Source organism: Algoriphagus sp. (assembly GCF_029254265.1).
Classification (GTDB): domain Bacteria; phylum Bacteroidota; class Bacteroidia; order Cytophagales; family Cyclobacteriaceae; genus Algoriphagus.
This window is the reverse complement of the sequence record NZ_JAQWXX010000015.1, coordinates 1-17,670: the sequence shown is the minus strand read 5'-3', so window position 1 is coordinate 17,670 and position 17,670 is coordinate 1. Positions and strand designations below refer to the sequence as shown.

The 17,670-nt window shown below is 39.9% G+C and carries 18 protein-coding genes and 1 tRNA gene; 12 read left to right on the top strand and 7 right to left on the bottom strand.

The window, feature by feature from the left end:
* Positions 1 to 433: 433 nt before the first annotated feature.
* From P8O16_RS01645 to P8O16_RS01625, 5 genes are all read left to right on the top strand, one after another.
* Complete coding sequence (locus P8O16_RS01645; RefSeq protein ID WP_300310190.1) at positions 434 to 1,141, top strand: orotidine 5'-phosphate decarboxylase / HUMPS family protein; 708 nt, start codon at positions 434 to 436, stop codon at positions 1,139 to 1,141.
* 3 nt (positions 1,142 to 1,144) lie between these two features.
* A complete protein-coding gene (locus tag P8O16_RS01640; RefSeq protein WP_300310187.1) occupies positions 1,145 to 2,179 on the top strand; it encodes a zinc-binding dehydrogenase in 1,035 nt (344 codons plus the stop codon).
* 1 nt (position 2,180) lies between these two features.
* On the top strand, positions 2,181 to 2,972 hold the full coding sequence (locus P8O16_RS01635) for an SDR family oxidoreductase (protein WP_300310185.1): 792 nt from the start codon (positions 2,181 to 2,183) through the stop codon (positions 2,970 to 2,972).
* A gap of 6 nt (positions 2,973 to 2,978) precedes the next feature.
* Positions 2,979 to 3,866 (top strand): sugar phosphate isomerase/epimerase, encoded by an 888-nt coding sequence (locus tag P8O16_RS01630; protein WP_300310183.1) that lies wholly within the window; start codon positions 2,979 to 2,981, stop codon positions 3,864 to 3,866.
* A 145-nt stretch (positions 3,867 to 4,011) separates the two neighbouring features.
* Entirely contained in the window at positions 4,012 to 4,890 is an 879-nt protein-coding gene (locus P8O16_RS01625; RefSeq protein WP_300310181.1) for an SMP-30/gluconolactonase/LRE family protein, read from the top strand.
* Positions 4,891 to 4,927: 37 nt separating this feature from the next.
* On the opposite strand, the gene P8O16_RS01620 is transcribed toward P8O16_RS01625, so the two are convergent.
* A complete protein-coding gene (locus P8O16_RS01620) occupies positions 4,928 to 5,155 on the bottom strand; it encodes a hypothetical protein (RefSeq protein WP_300310179.1) in 228 nt (75 codons plus the stop codon).
* A 316-nt stretch (positions 5,156 to 5,471) separates the two neighbouring features.
* Between P8O16_RS01620 and P8O16_RS01615 the strand changes: the two genes are divergently transcribed.
* Positions 5,472 to 6,518, top strand: coding sequence for a serine hydrolase (locus P8O16_RS01615; protein ID WP_300310177.1), 1,047 nt, complete (start codon positions 5,472 to 5,474; stop codon positions 6,516 to 6,518).
* A gap of 233 nt (positions 6,519 to 6,751) precedes the next feature.
* On the opposite strand, the gene P8O16_RS01610 is transcribed toward P8O16_RS01615, so the two are convergent.
* On the bottom strand, positions 6,752 to 7,816 hold the full coding sequence (locus tag P8O16_RS01610; RefSeq protein WP_300310175.1) for a sugar-transfer associated ATP-grasp domain-containing protein: 1,065 nt from the start codon (positions 7,814 to 7,816) through the stop codon (positions 6,752 to 6,754).
* Positions 7,817 to 8,044: 228 nt separating this feature from the next.
* On the opposite strand from P8O16_RS01610, the gene P8O16_RS01605 reads away from it, so the two are divergent.
* Both P8O16_RS01605 and P8O16_RS01600 read left to right on the top strand, forming a co-directional pair.
* On the top strand, positions 8,045 to 9,526 hold the full coding sequence (locus P8O16_RS01605; protein ID WP_300310173.1) for an MFS transporter: 1,482 nt from the start codon (positions 8,045 to 8,047) through the stop codon (positions 9,524 to 9,526).
* A gap of 29 nt (positions 9,527 to 9,555) precedes the next feature.
* Positions 9,556 to 11,526: an alpha-amylase family glycosyl hydrolase gene (locus tag P8O16_RS01600; protein ID WP_300310171.1), complete on the top strand. Its 1,971-nt coding sequence runs from the start codon at positions 9,556 to 9,558 to the stop codon at positions 11,524 to 11,526.
* 8 nt (positions 11,527 to 11,534) lie between these two features.
* Here the strand turns inward: P8O16_RS01600 and P8O16_RS01595 are convergent, their stop codons facing one another.
* From P8O16_RS01595 to P8O16_RS01585, 3 genes are all read right to left on the bottom strand, one after another.
* Entirely contained in the window at positions 11,535 to 12,563 is a 1,029-nt protein-coding gene (locus P8O16_RS01595; protein ID WP_300310169.1) for a LacI family DNA-binding transcriptional regulator, read from the bottom strand.
* Between the two features lie 119 nt (positions 12,564 to 12,682).
* The gene (locus tag P8O16_RS01590) at positions 12,683 to 13,360 is read right to left on the bottom strand and encodes a hypothetical protein (RefSeq protein ID WP_300310168.1); all 678 of its coding nucleotides are present in this window, start codon (positions 13,358 to 13,360) and stop codon (positions 12,683 to 12,685) included.
* An 87-nt stretch (positions 13,361 to 13,447) separates the two neighbouring features.
* Positions 13,448 to 13,519 (bottom strand) — tRNA-Arg (locus P8O16_RS01585).
* Positions 13,520 to 13,691: 172 nt separating this feature from the next.
* Here P8O16_RS01585 and P8O16_RS01580 point away from each other — a divergent pair.
* From P8O16_RS01580 to rplS, 4 genes are read left to right on the top strand one after another with little or no spacing between them, the layout of a single operon-like run.
* The gene (locus tag P8O16_RS01580; protein WP_300310166.1) at positions 13,692 to 14,312 is read left to right on the top strand and encodes a 30S ribosomal protein S16; all 621 of its coding nucleotides are present in this window, start codon (positions 13,692 to 13,694) and stop codon (positions 14,310 to 14,312) included.
* A 13-nt stretch (positions 14,313 to 14,325) separates the two neighbouring features.
* On the top strand, positions 14,326 to 14,856 hold the full coding sequence (gene rimM / locus P8O16_RS01575) for a ribosome maturation factor RimM (protein ID WP_300310164.1): 531 nt from the start codon (positions 14,326 to 14,328) through the stop codon (positions 14,854 to 14,856).
* 3 nt (positions 14,857 to 14,859) lie between these two features.
* A complete protein-coding gene (trmD, locus tag P8O16_RS01570; RefSeq protein WP_300310162.1) occupies positions 14,860 to 15,576 on the top strand; it encodes a tRNA (guanosine(37)-N1)-methyltransferase TrmD in 717 nt (238 codons plus the stop codon).
* 49 nt (positions 15,577 to 15,625) lie between these two features.
* Positions 15,626 to 15,991 (top strand): 50S ribosomal protein L19, encoded by a 366-nt coding sequence (gene rplS / locus P8O16_RS01565; protein WP_075349214.1) that lies wholly within the window; start codon positions 15,626 to 15,628, stop codon positions 15,989 to 15,991.
* 69 nt (positions 15,992 to 16,060) lie between these two features.
* On the opposite strand, the gene P8O16_RS01560 is transcribed toward rplS, so the two are convergent.
* Positions 16,061 to 17,224 (bottom strand): DUF4221 family protein, encoded by a 1,164-nt coding sequence (locus P8O16_RS01560; RefSeq protein WP_300310159.1) that lies wholly within the window; start codon positions 17,222 to 17,224, stop codon positions 16,061 to 16,063.
* A 58-nt stretch (positions 17,225 to 17,282) separates the two neighbouring features.
* Positions 17,283 to 17,486: a hypothetical protein gene (locus P8O16_RS01555; RefSeq protein WP_300310157.1), complete on the bottom strand. Its 204-nt coding sequence runs from the start codon at positions 17,484 to 17,486 to the stop codon at positions 17,283 to 17,285.
* Positions 17,487 to 17,670 lie beyond the last annotated feature (184 nt).

The window sequence follows — 17,670 nt, the reverse complement described above, 5'->3', positions numbered from 1 at the left end:
ATTACCTGGACGAGTTTTGTTACAAGCTCAACAGAAGATACTTCGGTCAAAAACTCTTTGACAGACTCATCATTGCTTCGATTTAATCATACTGGCAAGATTGCGGATATACATATTAGGTTATTAAAATAATCTTTTTTTTATGAAACCTGCATTTTTTTTCGACTACCCATATAATATTCTCACTTTTTTAGGTTTATGATCGAATTATCTCAGATCATTAATGAAAATAAGCTACATGCTTGCCTAGTCCTTTCAATATATAATAAGGTATTATCTAAAGGAAAAATTTATAAATTGAGACAAAGCGTTACTTATTCAAACCCGAAAATTATGAAATGCCCTTTAGAAAAGTTCTCACACAGGGGAATGTCCTGATAAATATCGGGATCAGGGCATTCCATATGACAATTAAAAAACAAATTATAATCATATGAAACCTATTGTACAGATCTCTCTTGATCTTACAAACATCGATGAGGCTTTGGAAACTGCGGCATTGGCGATCAGAGCAGGTGTAGATTGGCTTGAAGCTGGCACTCCCTTGATTTTAGCCGAAGGATTACACGGTGTAAGAAAACTACGAGAGGCATTCCCTGGTGTTCCTTTGGTTGCCGATCTGAAAACCATGGATGGAGGATATCTGGAGGCGGAAATGATGGCCAAAGCAGGTGCCACTCATGTGGTTGTAATGGCAAGAGCACATGCTGAAACCATAAAATGTGTAGTTCAAGCGGGGAAAGACTTTGGAGTGAAAGTCATGGGTGATAATATGGTCTGTGATAGTATGGTAGATGGGGCAAAATTTCTGGAAGACTTAGGCTGTGATTATGTCATTCACCACATAGGTTATGATGAAAGACGTGGCATTGCAGCAGCTGGACATAGGATGCCGAGTCCATTGGACCAACTCAGGGAAGTAGTAGCTGCAGTCAATATTCCGGTGCAGGCAGTTGGTGGTCTTTCTCTCGAACAAGCGATCCAATGTCCTCAATATGGTGCTCCTTTAGTAGTTCTTGGTGCTCCTTTGACGATCGACGCAGATTCATTCAAAACGGCAAGTGGAGACTTAGAAAGTTCCTTAAGAATGATTTGCGAAGCAATCCATAAACAAACAACTTTTTTACCCAAAAAATCCTAAGCCATGTCCAGCACTAAAAACGCAGCAGTAGTCAACTACGCGGAAAAAAAACATTCTGTTGAAATCAGAGAAATCCCGATTCCTGAAATCGGAGTAGACGATATTTTATTGGAGGTAGAAAATGTAGGAGTTTGTGGAAGTGACCTTCATCAATGGACCTCAGATCATAGCTGGCCAGTGAACTACCCAGTGGTTTTAGGACATGAGTTTGGAGGAAAAATCGCCGCTCTGGGCGAAAATGTAAAATCCTGGAAAGTTGGAGATCGAGTGGTCAGCGAAACAGCGGCAGTGATCGATAGTCAAAACCCCATGAGCAAAGTGGGACTTTATAATCTTGATCCGACCAGAAAAGGCTTTGGCTACGGGGTCAATGGCGCAATGACTCGATTTGTGAAAGTACCCGCAAGGTGCCTCCACAGTGTCCCCGATAACCTATCGTTTGAGGAAGCCTGCCTTACTGAACCTTGCTGTGTAGCTTATAATGCTGTTGTTGGAAACTCATCCATCAAACCTGGGGATAGAGTTGTGGTTATTGGACCGGGGACCATTGGTATTCTTTGCGCTGCAGTAGCCAGACTTTGCGGAGCTGAAGTTGCAATTATAGGCTTGGAAGCTGATAAAGGCAGATTGGAAATCGCCAAAAAATATGGTTGCGAAACTATTATAGGAAATGCTGAAAATTGGGCTAGAAAACGAGATGGTCTTGGGGCAGAACTTGTTATTGATGCCGCCGGAGTTAGTGATACATTACTTATCGCTATGCATCTGGTTCGTCCAAATGGACAGATTACCAAAGTTGGCTGGGGACCTCAGCCCTGTAATTTTTCTCTGGATCCAATCATTCAAAAGAACGTTCGACTCCAAGGGAGTTTTAGTCATAATTGGCCGATCTGGGAGAGAGTCATCGCATTACTTGCCAGCGGAGCCCTAAATGTAAAACCCATCATTGGTGGGATCTGGCCGATTACAGAGTGGAAAGAGGCTTTTGAAAAAATGCATACGGGGCAAATTGTGAAATCTGTACTAAAACCAGTGTAGGATGAGACTTAAAGACAAGGTCATTATTGTCACAGGCAGCACCACAGGCATTGGAAAAGCGATTGCAAAACGCTGTGTAGACGAAGGTGCCAATGTAGTTTTACATGGTCTTGAATTCAACTTAGGACAAGAGGTACTCATGGAAATCGGCACTGACCATGCTGTTTTTCATCATGAAGATTTATCAGAAGAGGGCTGCGCAGGAAGACTTGTGAAACTTGCAATAGATACTTGGGGGAAATTGGATGCTGTAGTCAATAATGCAGCTTGGGTGATTACCTCAGATATCATTACAACTGACCGTGTATTCTTACAAAAAGTTTTAGACATCAACACAATTGCTCCATTGCTTCTGATTCAATCCGCTTTACCGGAACTAAGTAAAAACAAAGGATGTGTTTTGAATATAGGATCCGTCAATGCATGGAGCGGAGAACCCAATCTTTTAGCCTACAGTATTTCAAAAGGGGGATTGATGACAATGAGTAGAAATCTCGGAGATGTACTGATGAGAGAATATGGAGTAAAAGTAAACCAAATCAACCCAGGCTGGGTCTTGACTGAAAGAGAACGAGAACGAAAAAAACAACATGGCCTTTCGGATACTTGGTATGAAAGTATTCCAGCGATGTATGCTCCTTCGGGAAGGATTTTAAAACCTGAAGAGATTGCCGCGGCAGCAATTTATTGGCTTTCTGACGAATCTGGACCAATCAGTGGTCAAGTAGTCGATCTTGAGCAACATCCAATGATTGGCAGAAATGCCCCAAAAGATACAAGTACCATCAAATAACTAATTATGCCCAAATTAGCTGCTTTTCCTAAAGCCTTTATGCAAGCGCTTTGCAAGGACGGAACAATGAAAATATCAGAATGGGTCGAGCTAGCCGCTCCGCTGGAAATTGACGGTTTGGAGTGGTATGCTGGCTTTCTTGAAATGGAAGATCAAAAAAACTGGCCGGTTTTCAGGAGAATGGTGGAAGACAAAGGAATGGTTATACCTATGATGTGCTGCTCGCCTGACTTTACTCATCGAGATAAAGCTTTCAGGGAAAAAGAAATCCAGAAGCAAAAGCGTTGGATCGAAATGACGGATGAATTGGGTGGCAAGTATTGTCGGGTTTTATCTGGTCAATATCGACCCGGACTTACTGTAGAGGAAGGAATTAAGCTAGCAAAAGACTGTATTGAAGCTTGTCTCCCTTACGCCAAATCTTTAGGAATTACCCTAGTCATTGAAAATCATTATAAAGACGATTTTTGGGAATATCCTGAATTTGCACAAAAGCGAGCCGTCTTCACCAAGTTGGTGAATAGTATTCATCATCCCAATTTTGGTGTAAACTACGATCCAAGCAATGCATTTTTGGCAGGCGAAGATCCTCTGGATTTATTATATGATGTTTCTGAAAGAGTTTTGACCATGCATGCAAGTGATCGGTTTATAAAATATGGGACCATTGAAGATTTGAGAAAAGAAGAAGGAGGAGCTCAAGGTTATGCAAAACGATTGAGCCATGGAGAAATCGGACAAGGAATGAATGATTACGATGCGATTTTCACTGAATTGAAAAGAGTGGGATTTGACAATTGGATCAGCATTGAAGATGGCGTAGACGGCATGGATCAATTAGCTAGAAGTGTCGGATTCTTAAAAAAGAAAATAGCTCAGTATTGGCATCCATGATTTACGATTTTTGATATCGGATTTAGGAGATTTTGTAGAACCCCTGAACCCTCGAATTCGCTCTGTATGGCACTTGACATGTTTCCACTAGGTTCATTGCAACCTTACAACGCACATATCTTAAACTTCTTCAACACTATCAACTTTGAAAACCTACAACTTCACTTCCATCCCCTCTCAGTGCTTTCTCGGCGAAGGACCCTATTGGCATGTAGGCCGACAAAGCTTCTTCTGGGTGGATATTGAAAACGGAAAATTATTTGAACGTAATCTCAAGACTAAGGAGACGAAAACACGAAGTTTCCCACATCGGCTTGCGGTGGTTTTAGAAGATAGGGAGGGGAACCTTATTTTAGGCTTGGATCGAAAACTGGCCAGATTTGATTTAGATACAGAAAATCTGACATGGCTTTGCGAAGTAGAATCTGAATACCCACTTCATCGCTTCAATGATGGAAAAGTAGATCCCAAAGGAAGAATCTGGATTGGTACACTGAGTACCTTATTTACAGAAGGAGTTGGATCGCTTTACTTAGTCGACCAAGATCTGAAGCCAAAAAAACAACTCGGTAACCTAACCATTTCCAATGGAATGGCTTGGACGGAAGACAATCGAACGTTTTACTTTATCGATACGCCTACCCGACAAATCAAAGCATATAACTTTGACTTAGAAACTGGAGAAATAAAATTTGAAAGAATTGCCGTGGATATTCCAGAAAATCTGGGATTTCCTGACGGGATGTGCATAGATCGCGAAGGAATGCTTTGGGTGGCGCATTACAGCGGTTCAGGAGTTTACCGTTGGAATCCTGTAACAGGAAAATTATTGGACAAAATCGAACTGCCAGTACCACATGTGACCTCTTGTTGTTTTGGAGGAAAAAATCTGGATATGCTTTTGATTACTACTGCGCAGGAAAACCTAACTGAGTCTCAGTTGAAAGAATTCCCAATGAGTGGAGATGTTTTTTTAGTGAAGACGAATACGAGAGGATTTGAAGCGAATCAGTTTTTGTATTGAAAAAAAGTTCTAGCCAAGGCTTTTCCTAAAAAAAACATTAAATCAAACCTTCATCCACAAGAGCTTCTTTTATCCTTTCATGTTTTGCCCAGAACTTATCTTTGATTTTTTGCATGGTCTTTTCAAAGTCCGAGTGATTTTTCAATGACTTAAGGATAGGTTCATCTTCAATGTATAAAAACCAATAAATGTAATTGCCTCCGTTGGAAAAAAGCTTAAGCTGCTCCATAGATTCGCCTAATTTTCCCTCTTTTAAATTTTTCATCGCAAGGTTTACATTTCTGTAAATTGACTGGTCCTGTTTACAATAATCCGAGAAGGACTTGAAGAATTGCTCTGATTCCTTCTCCAGACCTACTTGCTTATAAACCCAAGCTATTTTGGTATTTTTAGATTCATCATTAGGAGAATGGGGGTTTTTGAGACCTTTACTTGGGCTAAAGTGGAATCCAATATTGAAAAGTGGAAGAAAACTAAGGAAATAAAAACTGAGAGGTTTCTTGAACCTTCCATGATTTCCTCAGACATTGCGAGCAATAGCTCATCAGAGTATTAACTCAACTTATTTTATCTAGTTAGAGATGAAAAATAAAAAACATGTTGGTCAATTTGCCAGAATACTATTTATCATGGCAAGCATAGGCTCTTTATACTTCGTGCCCTGGATTTTAGTAAAGGCTTGGATATTACCGCTACCGGAAACGGTTCAAGAACAACTAAACGAAGGAATTGATCATGGCTTTGATGGTATGATCGTGTACGTGGACCAAGCAGGTAAGCCACCGGAGTTTTATGCTGCTGGCTGGCATGACCGAAAAAAGAAAATACCCGCTTACCCAGAAGCTTTATTTAAGATTGCCAGCATCACTAAATTATATGTTGCAGTTGCTACCTCCAAATTAGTAAAAGCTGGGCGTTTATCTTTGGATAAAACACTCTCAGAATACTTTCCAGAATTAGTGGGACGGATTGAAAACGCAGATAAAATCACCTTGCGAATGATGTTGCAACACAGAAGTGGAATTCCCAATTTTGTTGACCACCCTAATTATTGGACAAACCCGCCAAAAAACAAACAGGAAACACTAGAATACGCACTGGATTTACCAGCTGATTTTGAACCAGGTAAAAGCTATGGTTATTCCAATACCAACTATATGCTGATCTCTGACCTCATTGATAAAGTGGTCGGTTACACTCATCAGCGATATATAAAGGAGAATATCTTGATCCCATTGGGACTGAAAAACACTTACACTTCTTTAAGTGAAGTGGATATAGATGAGGTTATGAGTGGATATTATGAAGGTCTAGACGATGATTTTAAAACTGAGGATACTGGCCTATTTCTAGCTACAGCTGAGGATGTGGGTATATTCTTAAGGGCATTAAATGATGGATCGGTGTTCAACGAAGGGGAAAAGGAAATCTATTCTTCCATCTACGTGTATGAACATACCGGTCTGCTTCCTGGCTATCAGAGTATTGCCAAATACCACAAAGACTTAGACGCCGTAGTTATTCAGTTTAATAATACGACCAACTTTGATGGATATGAATGGAATCTAGCGGAAATCATCTATAACCGTATTGTTAAGATAGTGAGACGTAGAAACGCAGCCGATTAGAAAACTTTCCCTTTTTTGAATCATTATAACTAAGAAAGATTCAAGTAAAATCCAGCTGAAAGAATCCCCACGGAGAAGGGATTTATGTTAAATGAAGATGAAAAAACGAGGGATACAAAGGAATAAGGCTAGCAAGTGGATGAATCGACGTTGATGATCAACCAAAGAGCATTTAAATTTTGAGCTCGGTTTACAAAAGATTCAAATTGCAAGTTCATTTTCCTAAGACTTTTTCATTTCCACAAATTCTCCCAATGCAATCCTTGAAAATGGGGTCCACTTGCCATCTCTGAGAAAACAAGCCCAGGGTGATCGGTATTCCACTCCATGATTTGGATTTCGTTATTTTGATTAATTGCCACATCCCAGCCTATAATCTGAAACATCCCTACCTGATCATGAAGCTTTTCACATAGTCTGACTGCCTTCTCATGTTCTGGCATTATCTGACTATCAAATGAAAATCCTGTATCCGGATGTTTATCAAAAATGTTAAAGTCCGAACCAAATGCTCTAGGATAAAATGTCCCTGTCTGACGATCTATAGGAATTCGAAGACAATCCTTTGTTTTGATATATTCATTTGAAATTCTACCTACACGAAGCTGGGAAACTCTATTCTTAGCTTTGCCACCAATAAGCTTTACCGTGGTAATTCGAAGTGTAGCTACACTACCGGTAACAATCTGATCCAGCCAATCCGATTGTTGAATAGGTGCCTGAATTACAAAATCCCCAAGTTTTTGAATATCCAGATTTTCAAAATTCGCTCGGTTTAGTTTTAGGATTCCATTTCCCTGAAGCGAATAATTCTTTTTTAGAAACACGTACTCTCGGTCCGAAAAAAGAAATTGGATCAAATTATTTTTTCCTAAAATATCCCCTTCTACCGAAGTCCATACCCGATTCACATAATAGGCCAAATCAGGGATTGAATCTGTCTGTAGTATTCGTTTCGATAGAGTCTTTAGATCACCAAGCTTTCTAAATTCCCCATTTATTTTTGGACAGACCACTCTTCCAAAGTAATTATCTGGCATCCATCCTTCTTTAAATTCCCCTTGGTAGGCAGTATATACTTTCAACCAAGGAGCGAAGGCTGGAGAACCGAGGACCTCTTTTGAATATTCTGTGATTTTTTTTAACTGCGCATCAGAGCATTCGTAATCTGGGTTTTGAGCCACCAGATTTTCATATGCTTTTTCGGCCTTCCGATTAATCGGAGCATCATAAGCTTTATTCCAACTTTCTTTCCTGGATTTTCTAAACTTATTTTTCAAAAACTGAACTGGCTTCATAAATAGCAGTGTAATGATGGCACACTAAGCTATAATTAATCTTCAGACAAAGAAAATTTTTATAGCATCTTCAATTTCAAACGATTTCCAAAAAAAAATGCCTTTTAGATCGTTTAAAAGCCCTTTGAAAGCTAGTTTAACTTTGTACTTTGGAACTTCTTAAGTAATGGAATAGAAAGGATTACAGCTTTTTGGACCATTATTTTTTGATCAAACCCAATTACCCAAATGGCCAAATCAAGACTTTCCTTTTCCCAGATTATCAACATGAATGTTGGTTTTTTTGGAATCCAATACAGCTTTGGATTACAACAGAGTGCAGTCAATCCCATCTACGATATGCTGGGAGCTGCCCCAGATGAGATTCCTATTTTGAATCTGGCAGGTCCTATGACGGGGTTGTTGATTCAGCCGATCATTGGAGCCTTGAGTGACAGTACATGGAGTGAGCGATTTGGTCGGCGAAAGCCCTATTTCTTCATCGGAGCTTTGTTTTGCAGTATTTGTCTATTCTTTTATCCTTTTAGCAGCTCCCTTTGGATGGCCGCTGGACTTCTCTGGGTTTTGGATGCTGCAAATAATACCGCAATGGAACCCTATCGCGCCTTAATTGCCGATGTGCTTCCAGAGGAACAGTATTCTAAAGGTTTTCTCACACAAAGCTTCTTCACAGGTCTCGGTATCACCCTTGCCAATGTTTCACTTTTTGTATTTCAAAAATATATTCCAGGGATAGCGGGATCGCTTCCATATTGGGTTTATGCTTCATTCTTTTTAGGAACAATCTGTTCCATTGGCTCGGTGATGTGGAGTATAAGCAAGACTCCTGAAATTCCACCTTCGGCAGAAGAACTGGCTGTATTGAAAAAACGAAATGAGGGCATGCCTCATCCAGCAATCCAGTTTTTCTTATCAATTTTGACTACGCTAGTAGCCTATTTAGTCCTCTTTCTCTTGTTTATTCCATCTGTTTTTGACCGGAAGATAATCCCAAAGACAATTTCTTGGGCTGAAAAGAACCCAACCACAAAAGTCCTTTTTGCACAGAATCTGGAGATCATTGAATCTATCATACAGATGCCCTCTGTCATGTGGAAGCTTTCACTGGTTTATCTCTTTCAGTGGTATGCGCTCTTCTGTTATTGGCAAAATGCAGCTAAAAGCATCGCCCAATCAGTCTGGGATACAAGTCCTTTGGAAAACAAAGCACTGTATGAGGAAGCTGTCGGATGGACTGGATTAGTCAACGGCTGGTACAACATTGTCACTTTCCTTTCAGCATTCTATCTCGCCAGGATGGCTTCCCGCTTTGGTCCAAAAAAAGTACATTTTGTCTGCCTAATAATGGCGGGATTGGGGCTGATGATCTTTCCAATGATCGAGAATAAATACTTGCTGTTCGCACCTATGACAGGATTTGGAGTTGCCTGGGCAAGTATGATGGGAGTTCCTTATTTATTAGTGGTGAATGAAATTCCCAAAGAGCGTTATGGCGTTTACATGGGAATCATCAATATGATGATCGTAATTCCAATGATCTTTCAGACCCTAAGTTTTGGGTTCATCTCCAAAACCTTCCTAAATAATGACCCAGGTCTAGCCATTTCCTTTGCAGGAGTTTTACTGCTTTTTGCAGCATTAGCAACACTTCGGATCAAAGAAACCCACGTGGATCCTGATGCTATTCAGGTAAGCGGCGGAGGACATTAATTAAACACCAAGCATTAATTCATCAAACTTTGAGCACTACAGTAACCTCCCATTCCTTAAGTCAGCGAATTTATCAATTCATTTCTGCTGAATCCCAAAGAATGAATTTTGAGCCAAAAGGAAAAGATAAGGATCTTAATTTCCGATTGATGGAAGGGATGGATCGGATGATTCAACTCTATCAAAGTATTTATCTGAATCATCCAAAAGCAGATCAAACTTTCGAAAAGCTAATTGAAACTCTGATCAATATTGCCCAAAAAAGAGCGCCTGAGTTAAAGAAAGCAGATGCGGCCAAGAAACCGGATTGGTTTCTTAGTAATGAACTGGCAGGAATGAGTCTTTACGTAGATCGCTTCTGTGGAAATCTCAAAAATCTTAAATCAAAACTTGGTTATTTTGATGAATTGGGTGTCAATCTCCTACATCTGATGCCGCTTTTTGAAAGTCCTGTAGGAGAAAGTGATGGTGGATATGCAGTTTCCAATTTTAGAAAAGTAGATTCCAAGTTTGGGGATTTAACCGATTTGGTTGCTTTGCGAAAAGCCATGCAGAAACAAGAGATGCATCTTATGTTGGACATTGTTTTGAATCACACTTCCCATCGTCACGAATGGGCGGAGAAGGCTAAAGCCGGAGATCCGGAGTTTCAGGACTATTTCTATATGTATGATAATCGTTGGATTCCTAATGAATTTGATGCAAGCATGCCAGAGATTTTCCCGGAAAGCTCACCTGGAAATTTCACCTATGTCCCCGAATGTGATAAATGGGTGATGACCGTGTTTCACAATTACCAATGGGATTTAAATTATATGAATCCCGCTGTCCTGGTGGCCATGGTAGAAAATGTTCTTTTCTACGCAAATCTCGGCATCGATCTATTGCGAATTGATGCTCCTGCCTTCATTTGGAAGCAAAATGGCACCACTTCTCAAAACTTACCTCAAGCGCATGAACTCCTCAGACTGATAAAACAATGCGTTACTATTGCCAGTCCTGGCATGGCTCTTTTGGGTGAAGCCATTGTCGCCCCAAAAGAGATAATAAAGTATTTCGGAACAGGAGATTACGTTGCAAAAGAATGTGATTTCGCATACAATGCGACACATATGGCACTTCAATGGGATATGCTCGCAACAGGGGACACCCGGGTGATGCTTGCCGCACAACAAGATATCCTTCAAAAACCATTTGGCACCTCATGGATAACTTATACTCGCTGTCACGACGATATAGGTCTTGGCTATGAGGATGCTAAAATTATCCAAGTGGGAAAGGATCCTTATCAGCATCGTAAATTTTTGAAGGATTATTTTTCAGGAAATTATCCAGGAAGTCCTTCGAGGGGAGCCTTGTTCTCATCAAATCCTAAAACCGGAGATGCTCGGATTTCAGGCTCACTGGCTTCACTCTGCGGACTAGAAAAAAGCATCGAAGAACAAGATGAAACAGGCATCGCTCGTTCCATTCAAAAAATTCTGCTGATGCAAGCTCACTCCTTTTTCATCGGAGGTTTACCCATGATTTTCTATGGAGATGAATTAGGCTACACCAATGATTACAGTTATCTGAACGATCCTGGAAAAAGCTATGACAACCGCTGGATGCATCGTCCGATGATTGACTGGATGAAAAATGAAAGAAGAACTGAACATGGGGCAGTTGAAGAACAAGTATTCGCGGGGACAAAAAAACTCCTTGGAATTCGGAAAAACCTTCCCGTGATCAGTGATTGGCAAAATCTGACTTGGCTATCACCTCACAATATCCATGTGGCTGGTTTTCTGAGGGCCTATGGTGACCAAAAAGTATATGGAATCTTCAATTTCGGATCAGAGACTGCCTATCTCACTTGGTATGCCTTCAAAGAGCATGGAAAAGTCCCTGAAAAGCTAAAAGATCATTGGACAGGAAATGAGTTTGAAGTGGGTATGGACAATGAGTATCTAATTATTGAACCTTACGGCTTTCATATTTTGGAAGTGCAAAAGGAATGAATTAAAAATTAGCTCAATCTTTTGGATGACTCCCTTACTACGAGTCGGGGTATGATCTCATGGATCTGGTTTTTGCCTACTTCATTATTCTTGATAGCCTCCACCAATAATTCCATGGCCTTCTCTCCCATTTGATAGGCATATTGATCTATAGAACTCAGGCTGGGGGAGACAAAATTAGCCATATCCCAATTGCTAAACCCGATTACTCCCACCTCTTTGGGGATTTTGATTTTAGCCTGTTTTAAATATTTCATGACCCCCATTGCGACTAGGTCGGTAATGCAAAAAATTGCATCGGGAGGATTTTCGGAAGTCATTAATTCCTTTGCAAAAGCAAATCCCTCATCTTCCGAGATTTGCTGACAGTGTAAAACCCAAGATTCTGACTCTTCAATTCCATGATCAAGCAGCGCTTTTTGATACCCGCGGAGTCGTTCTTGTGAATTTTTCACGTGTTGAAGTCCGTTGATATGCGCAATTTTAGAATAGCCTTCTTGAATTAAGTGCCTCACCCCATCGTAAGCTCCCTGAAAATCATCCACAATCACTTTAGGAGTATTCATTTCATCCAAGACCTTATCAAATTGCACCACAGGTCGTCCCTCATCTAAAATCTCTTGGAGGTATTCCCCATTTATCGTCTCATTGGAAACTGAAATCAAAAGACCATCTACACTACTGGAAAGCATAGTCCGGATAGCAAAAACCTCATTCTTCAGCTTCTCATCAGTCTGACTTACCAAAATACTATAGTTATGCTTTTTTGCTGTGGAGATTGCCCCGGAAATCACGGAGGAAAAAAAATAATGAACCAATTCGGGGACAATCATTCCGACAGTCATCGTCTTATTCTTTCGGAAATTAACCGCCATTGTATTTGGTACATAATTATGCTTTTCAGCAAATTCTTTTACCAGTTTGATTGTCTCATCCGATATGCCAGCATAGGAGTTTAATGCCCTTGAAGCCGTAGAGACAGATATTCCAAGTTCTTTGGCAATATCTTTCAGAGTAAGTCTTTTGCGATCAGGCATATAAAGTCATTTGGGTAGGATAATGTAGGCAAAAAATAGGTTTTTCTACCTTATTCAATCTTTAGAATTACTTCTACTACTATCCGTTTCATCAAAAAAAGAGCCGAAGCTCTTTTTATTTATTTCATTGTTTTGATGTCTCTATTCTTAATTACATAGCCAACAGAAACATAAAAAAGTTGACTTTGAGTAGGCCTGTATTCTACCCCCGGAACGTTAATCTGCTGATCAGATGTAAGGAAATCAGATAGGTAATATTTAAAACGAATGTAATTCCCCTCTTTACCCATCAGCTCTGCAAAAACTGATGGTTGAAATAGATTATTCCGATCGTCAAACCATCCGCTCGATTTTCGTTTCTCTCCATTCACATACACTTTCTGCTTGTAGGCAACGGCGAATTCAGCTTCAAATCCCAACGCAGCTTGCCAACCATCCATATCTCCGAATTTAACGGCTACTGGAATTCCAACATTGTAGGTTCGTTGCTTGACCCTAACAGAATCATTGAGATCATTGATCATACCCACATTTCGAATACCTATTCCTGTGTAGATTCCAAAATTCTCGGAAAAGTCAACATGTAACTGCTGCCCAAAATTGAAAAAGGGAGTAAATCTAGGGATTGTACTAGTATTCAATGGAGCGGCTTCCACTATACCAAAAGAGAAGATCGTTTCACTTACCGAAGCTGTATACACATGCTTTTTATTTGCGGGAGGCATCATGGAATCTTGGGAAAAGCCTTTAGTGACTCCAAAAAGAAAAAAGATCAGGAGAATAGAATGTTTCATCATGACATTAAATAGTTTAGGTTTAGAAAAGATTAAATTCTAAAAAAAGAGCAGAAACTCAAAATTATTTCGGCTTACTTAGAAATAAAGTAGCCCCGCTAGGAATCGAACCTAGATCTAGCGTTTAGGAAACGCTTGTTATATCCATTGAACTACGGGGCCAGAATTTCGAATTGGCACATTTTTCCCAATCCGGGCAGCAAGATAAAATAAAAGCCTTGTTTCTGACAAATATTTACAGGCAACTTATGGCTTTCCAATGAATTACCCTATCTTTGCACTCCAAAATTAGGATGGACGGGTTCCATCCACTCACTAAATACATTTAAAATTTATGTCAGTAAAAATCAGATTAGCACGAAGAGGTAGAAGAAAAATGGCTATCTACGACGTGGTTGTAGCTGATGCAAGAGCTCCACGTGATGGACGCTTCATCGAAAAAATCGGGTCTTACAACCCAAACACGAACCCTGCTTCTATCAACATCAACAATGAGCGCGCTCTTAAATGGTTGTTGAATGGAGCTCAGCCAACAGACACTGTAAAAGCAATGCTTTCTTACAGAGGTGTCATGCTGAAGAAACACCTTCAAATTGGTGTATTGAAAGGTGCAATCACGCAAGAAGCAGCAGATGCTAAATTCGAAGCATGGTTGAACGAGAAAGATTCTAAAATCGCAGGCAAGTCTGAGTCTATCAGCAAGGCAAAAGCAGATCTTCGTCAAAAGGCATTGGATGCTGAGACTGCTAAGAATCAGGCAAGAATGGACGCAATCAAGGCAAGAGAAGATGAGCAAAAAGCACTTCTAGCTGCTGCTGAGGCTGCAAACAATCCTGCTCCTGTAGAAGAGGTAGCTGAAGAAGCTCCAGTAGCTGAAGCTCCTGCTGAGGAAGCTCCGGTAGCTGAAGCAAAAGCTGAAGATACTCCTGCTGAAGGCGAAGAGCCTAAAGCATAATTAAAAACTCCCCATGAACAAGGATCAATGCTTTCAATTAGGCTATGTAGCCAAAGTTCATGGACTTCGTGGAGAAGTAAATATCGTGCTGGATGTCGATTATCCTGAGGATTATGAAGATCTCAAGCACGTATTTCTAGCGAAAAATTCCCGACTAGTCCCTTATTTTCTGGAGCACTTTGTACTCCAACCTGGGAATAAGGCCTTAGCTAAATTTGAGGAGCTTGACTCCATCGATCAGGTTGAGAAACTGGTAGGATCGGAAGTTTATCTTCCTGTCTCGGAACTTGCCCCGCTAGAAGAAGGTCAATATTACTTCCACGAATTAATCGGTTTTGAGGTCTTTGACGAGGCTAAAGGATTGATTGGACCCATTCAGATCATTTATGATTTGGATACTCAGAATCTCCTCGGAGTTACTCACCAAGGTAAAGAAGTGTTAATTCCTATTCAGGATGGCATTATTTCCAAAGTGGATAAGGCAGCTAAAAAAGTTTACTGCCAGCTACCCGAAGGTTTACTTGAAATTTATCTGGAAGACTAATCCATGCACATTGATATCATCACGGTAGTGCCGGACTTGCTGACAGGTCCTTTTTCCCATTCTATTCTGAAAAGAGCAGAGGACAAAGGAATCGCCAGCGTGAAAGTTCACAACCTCCGTGATTATGCAACGGGCAAACAAAAGCAAGTCGATGATTATGCTTTTGGAGGAGGAGCCGGAATGGTCATGCAGATCGAGCCTATCGCCCGCTGCATAGAAGCTTTGAAGAAAACGCGTACTTATGATGAAATCATCTACATGACGCCGGACGGAAAGACTTTTGACCAACCTATGGCTAATACACTTTCGCTTCATCAAAACCTATTGATCCTTTGTGGTCATTATAAAGGGGTAGATGAGCGGGTAAGAGAGCGATTCATCACGAAGGAAATCAGTATTGGTGACTTTGTGCTTTCGGGAGGAGAACTTGCCGCTGCTGTAGTAGCAGATGCAATTATCCGATTGATCCCGGGCGTGTTAAATGATGAAACCTCCGCATTGACAGATTCCTTCCAGGATGGCCTTTTGGCACCACCGGTATATACCCGTCCCGCAGAATATGAGGGAATGAAAGTACCAGAGGTATTGCTTTCAGGACATGAAGCAAAGATAAATGAATGGAGATTTGAAGCATCGGTTCGCCGAACCCGCGAACGAAGACCTGATTTGCTAAGCAAAGAAGAAAGCGGGAAAAGCGATGTAAAGTCAAACAAAAAGTAATTAAACAAGCCACGCGTTGGCAAAAGCGAAAGCATAAAAACATAAAGCTATGAGCGATCTAATGAAAATAGTAGAAGCGGAATACAGCGAAGCAAGAGCTAAATTCCCTTCATTCAAAGCCGGAGATACCATCAACGTACACGTACGAATCAAAGAAGGTAACAAAGAGCGTATCCAGCAGTTCCAAGGAACTGTGATCCAAAGAAGAAACCCTAACTCTAATGGTGAAACCTTCACTGTCCGTAAGATTTCTAACGGAATCGGTGTAGAGCGTATCTTCCCTATCATCTCTCCTGCGATTGAGCAAATCGATCTATTGAGACAAGGTAAAGTGAGAAGAGCTCGTCTATTCTACCTAAGAGGACGTCAGGGTAAAGCTGCACGTATCAAGGAAAAAATCAGAGTGAGAAAGTAAAATTTCACATGCTTGAAATAAAAAAGGAACCTAGCGATGGGTTCCTTTTTTGCTAGTATTTCATTATGGTTAATTATGTCTTAGGTCAATAGAATTAAAGAATAAAGTATCTTCTACGCCTGCTTCCAGATTGAATTCTTGGATGTTTTTATTCCAGTAGAAAGTACCCCTTCGAAAAAACGAATAATACATCTCGGCGCTTTCATAAGGAATACGATCTACTTCTTGAAAGTCAGAGTTCAATAGAATTAACTCCCTTTTACTTTTAAATTTTCGATTTAAGTATTCTTGCTCGGTAAGTCCAGCCCTAGCTTCTCTTATATAAATATCATTCTCAACATCATAAATTATTTTCTCGTAGGAATTATTTATCCAATAGTAAAAATTACTTAGAGCTGATGGTTCTACAATTATATTGTTCTTGTCGGTTTCTATGGGACTTTGGACCAAATCACTCTTCGCTTTATGTAGTTCGGCTTTGGACTGAAAATCTGTCACATATAGCTCATCTGCTAAGGGAAAACTCACCACAAATTTGTCCTTCTTTGGATTGTAAACTATGTCGATCATTTTCAATTGTTGGGAAATATCCTTGTTTTTATAAACTTCAGGGTAGTCTAAATCAAACTCTTCGATTTCACCATTTTCCAAATTTATCTTGGATATTCTATTTGGAGGATTCACGTAACCTTCTGGTATCTTAGTTGGATAACTAGGTAAAGATTGCATGTAAATAAAACCATTCCTATAAGCAATCGGAGACTCAGGCAAAACGGAACCAAAACCAATAGGATGATTAGCAAGAGAAACTTTTTTATAGACTTCTCCTTTAATGTTAGCTAAATAAATAGTCTTAAACATACCACTATAAAAAATTAAGGAATCGGAATTGGCATAATGAAAACCAAAAGGGTATATCATACCTTGAAGTGAATTGGGGCCATCCCAATCAAACTTTATTTTTTCATCAATCGATTTGGATTCGAGATTGTATACTTGTAATGTATTGGCATTTTGATTAAACAAGAAATAGACTTCCTTATCCCCAATTTTTCCTTCAGAATTCAACCTATTGTAAAGAGAAGTCTCAGAATCTAAAGGCAACTTATAATCTCCCTTTATTTTAGTTTGAACATTACTTACAGTATGAGTAGTTTCTTTCTGTGGCGCACTACAGGCGACAACAATCGTGATACAAACTAGTATATCCCAAAATCTTATCTTCATTTTCATAGCTATTCACTTTACAAAATTACTCTCAGGAGGACAATCCACCTGAGAGCTTTTTCAATTATCCTCCTACGACTGGTTCTCCGAAATAACAGATGGGACCTTCATAATAAACCCCACATGCAGCATATTCTCCCTCTTCACTGCTTCCAGAGATACATTTACCTACTGTTTGCCCAGGATCAGGTGTTTCATCACAACTAATTTGGGCATTTAATGCACCAACAGATCCTATAGTAAATAAGCCTATAAGAATTAGATTCAATTTTTTCATGATCAAATAGAATTTAGGTCAATAAAGATTTAGATTCCAATATATATATATATATATATAGAGGTGTCCTTTTAATTGCATATATTTATAGCTTTTCAAACGCTCAAAATGGATATATTTAAAGGTCAAGGAGTCATAGAGTTCAGTAAAAGCTTCCAAACTGAACTTGACTGCA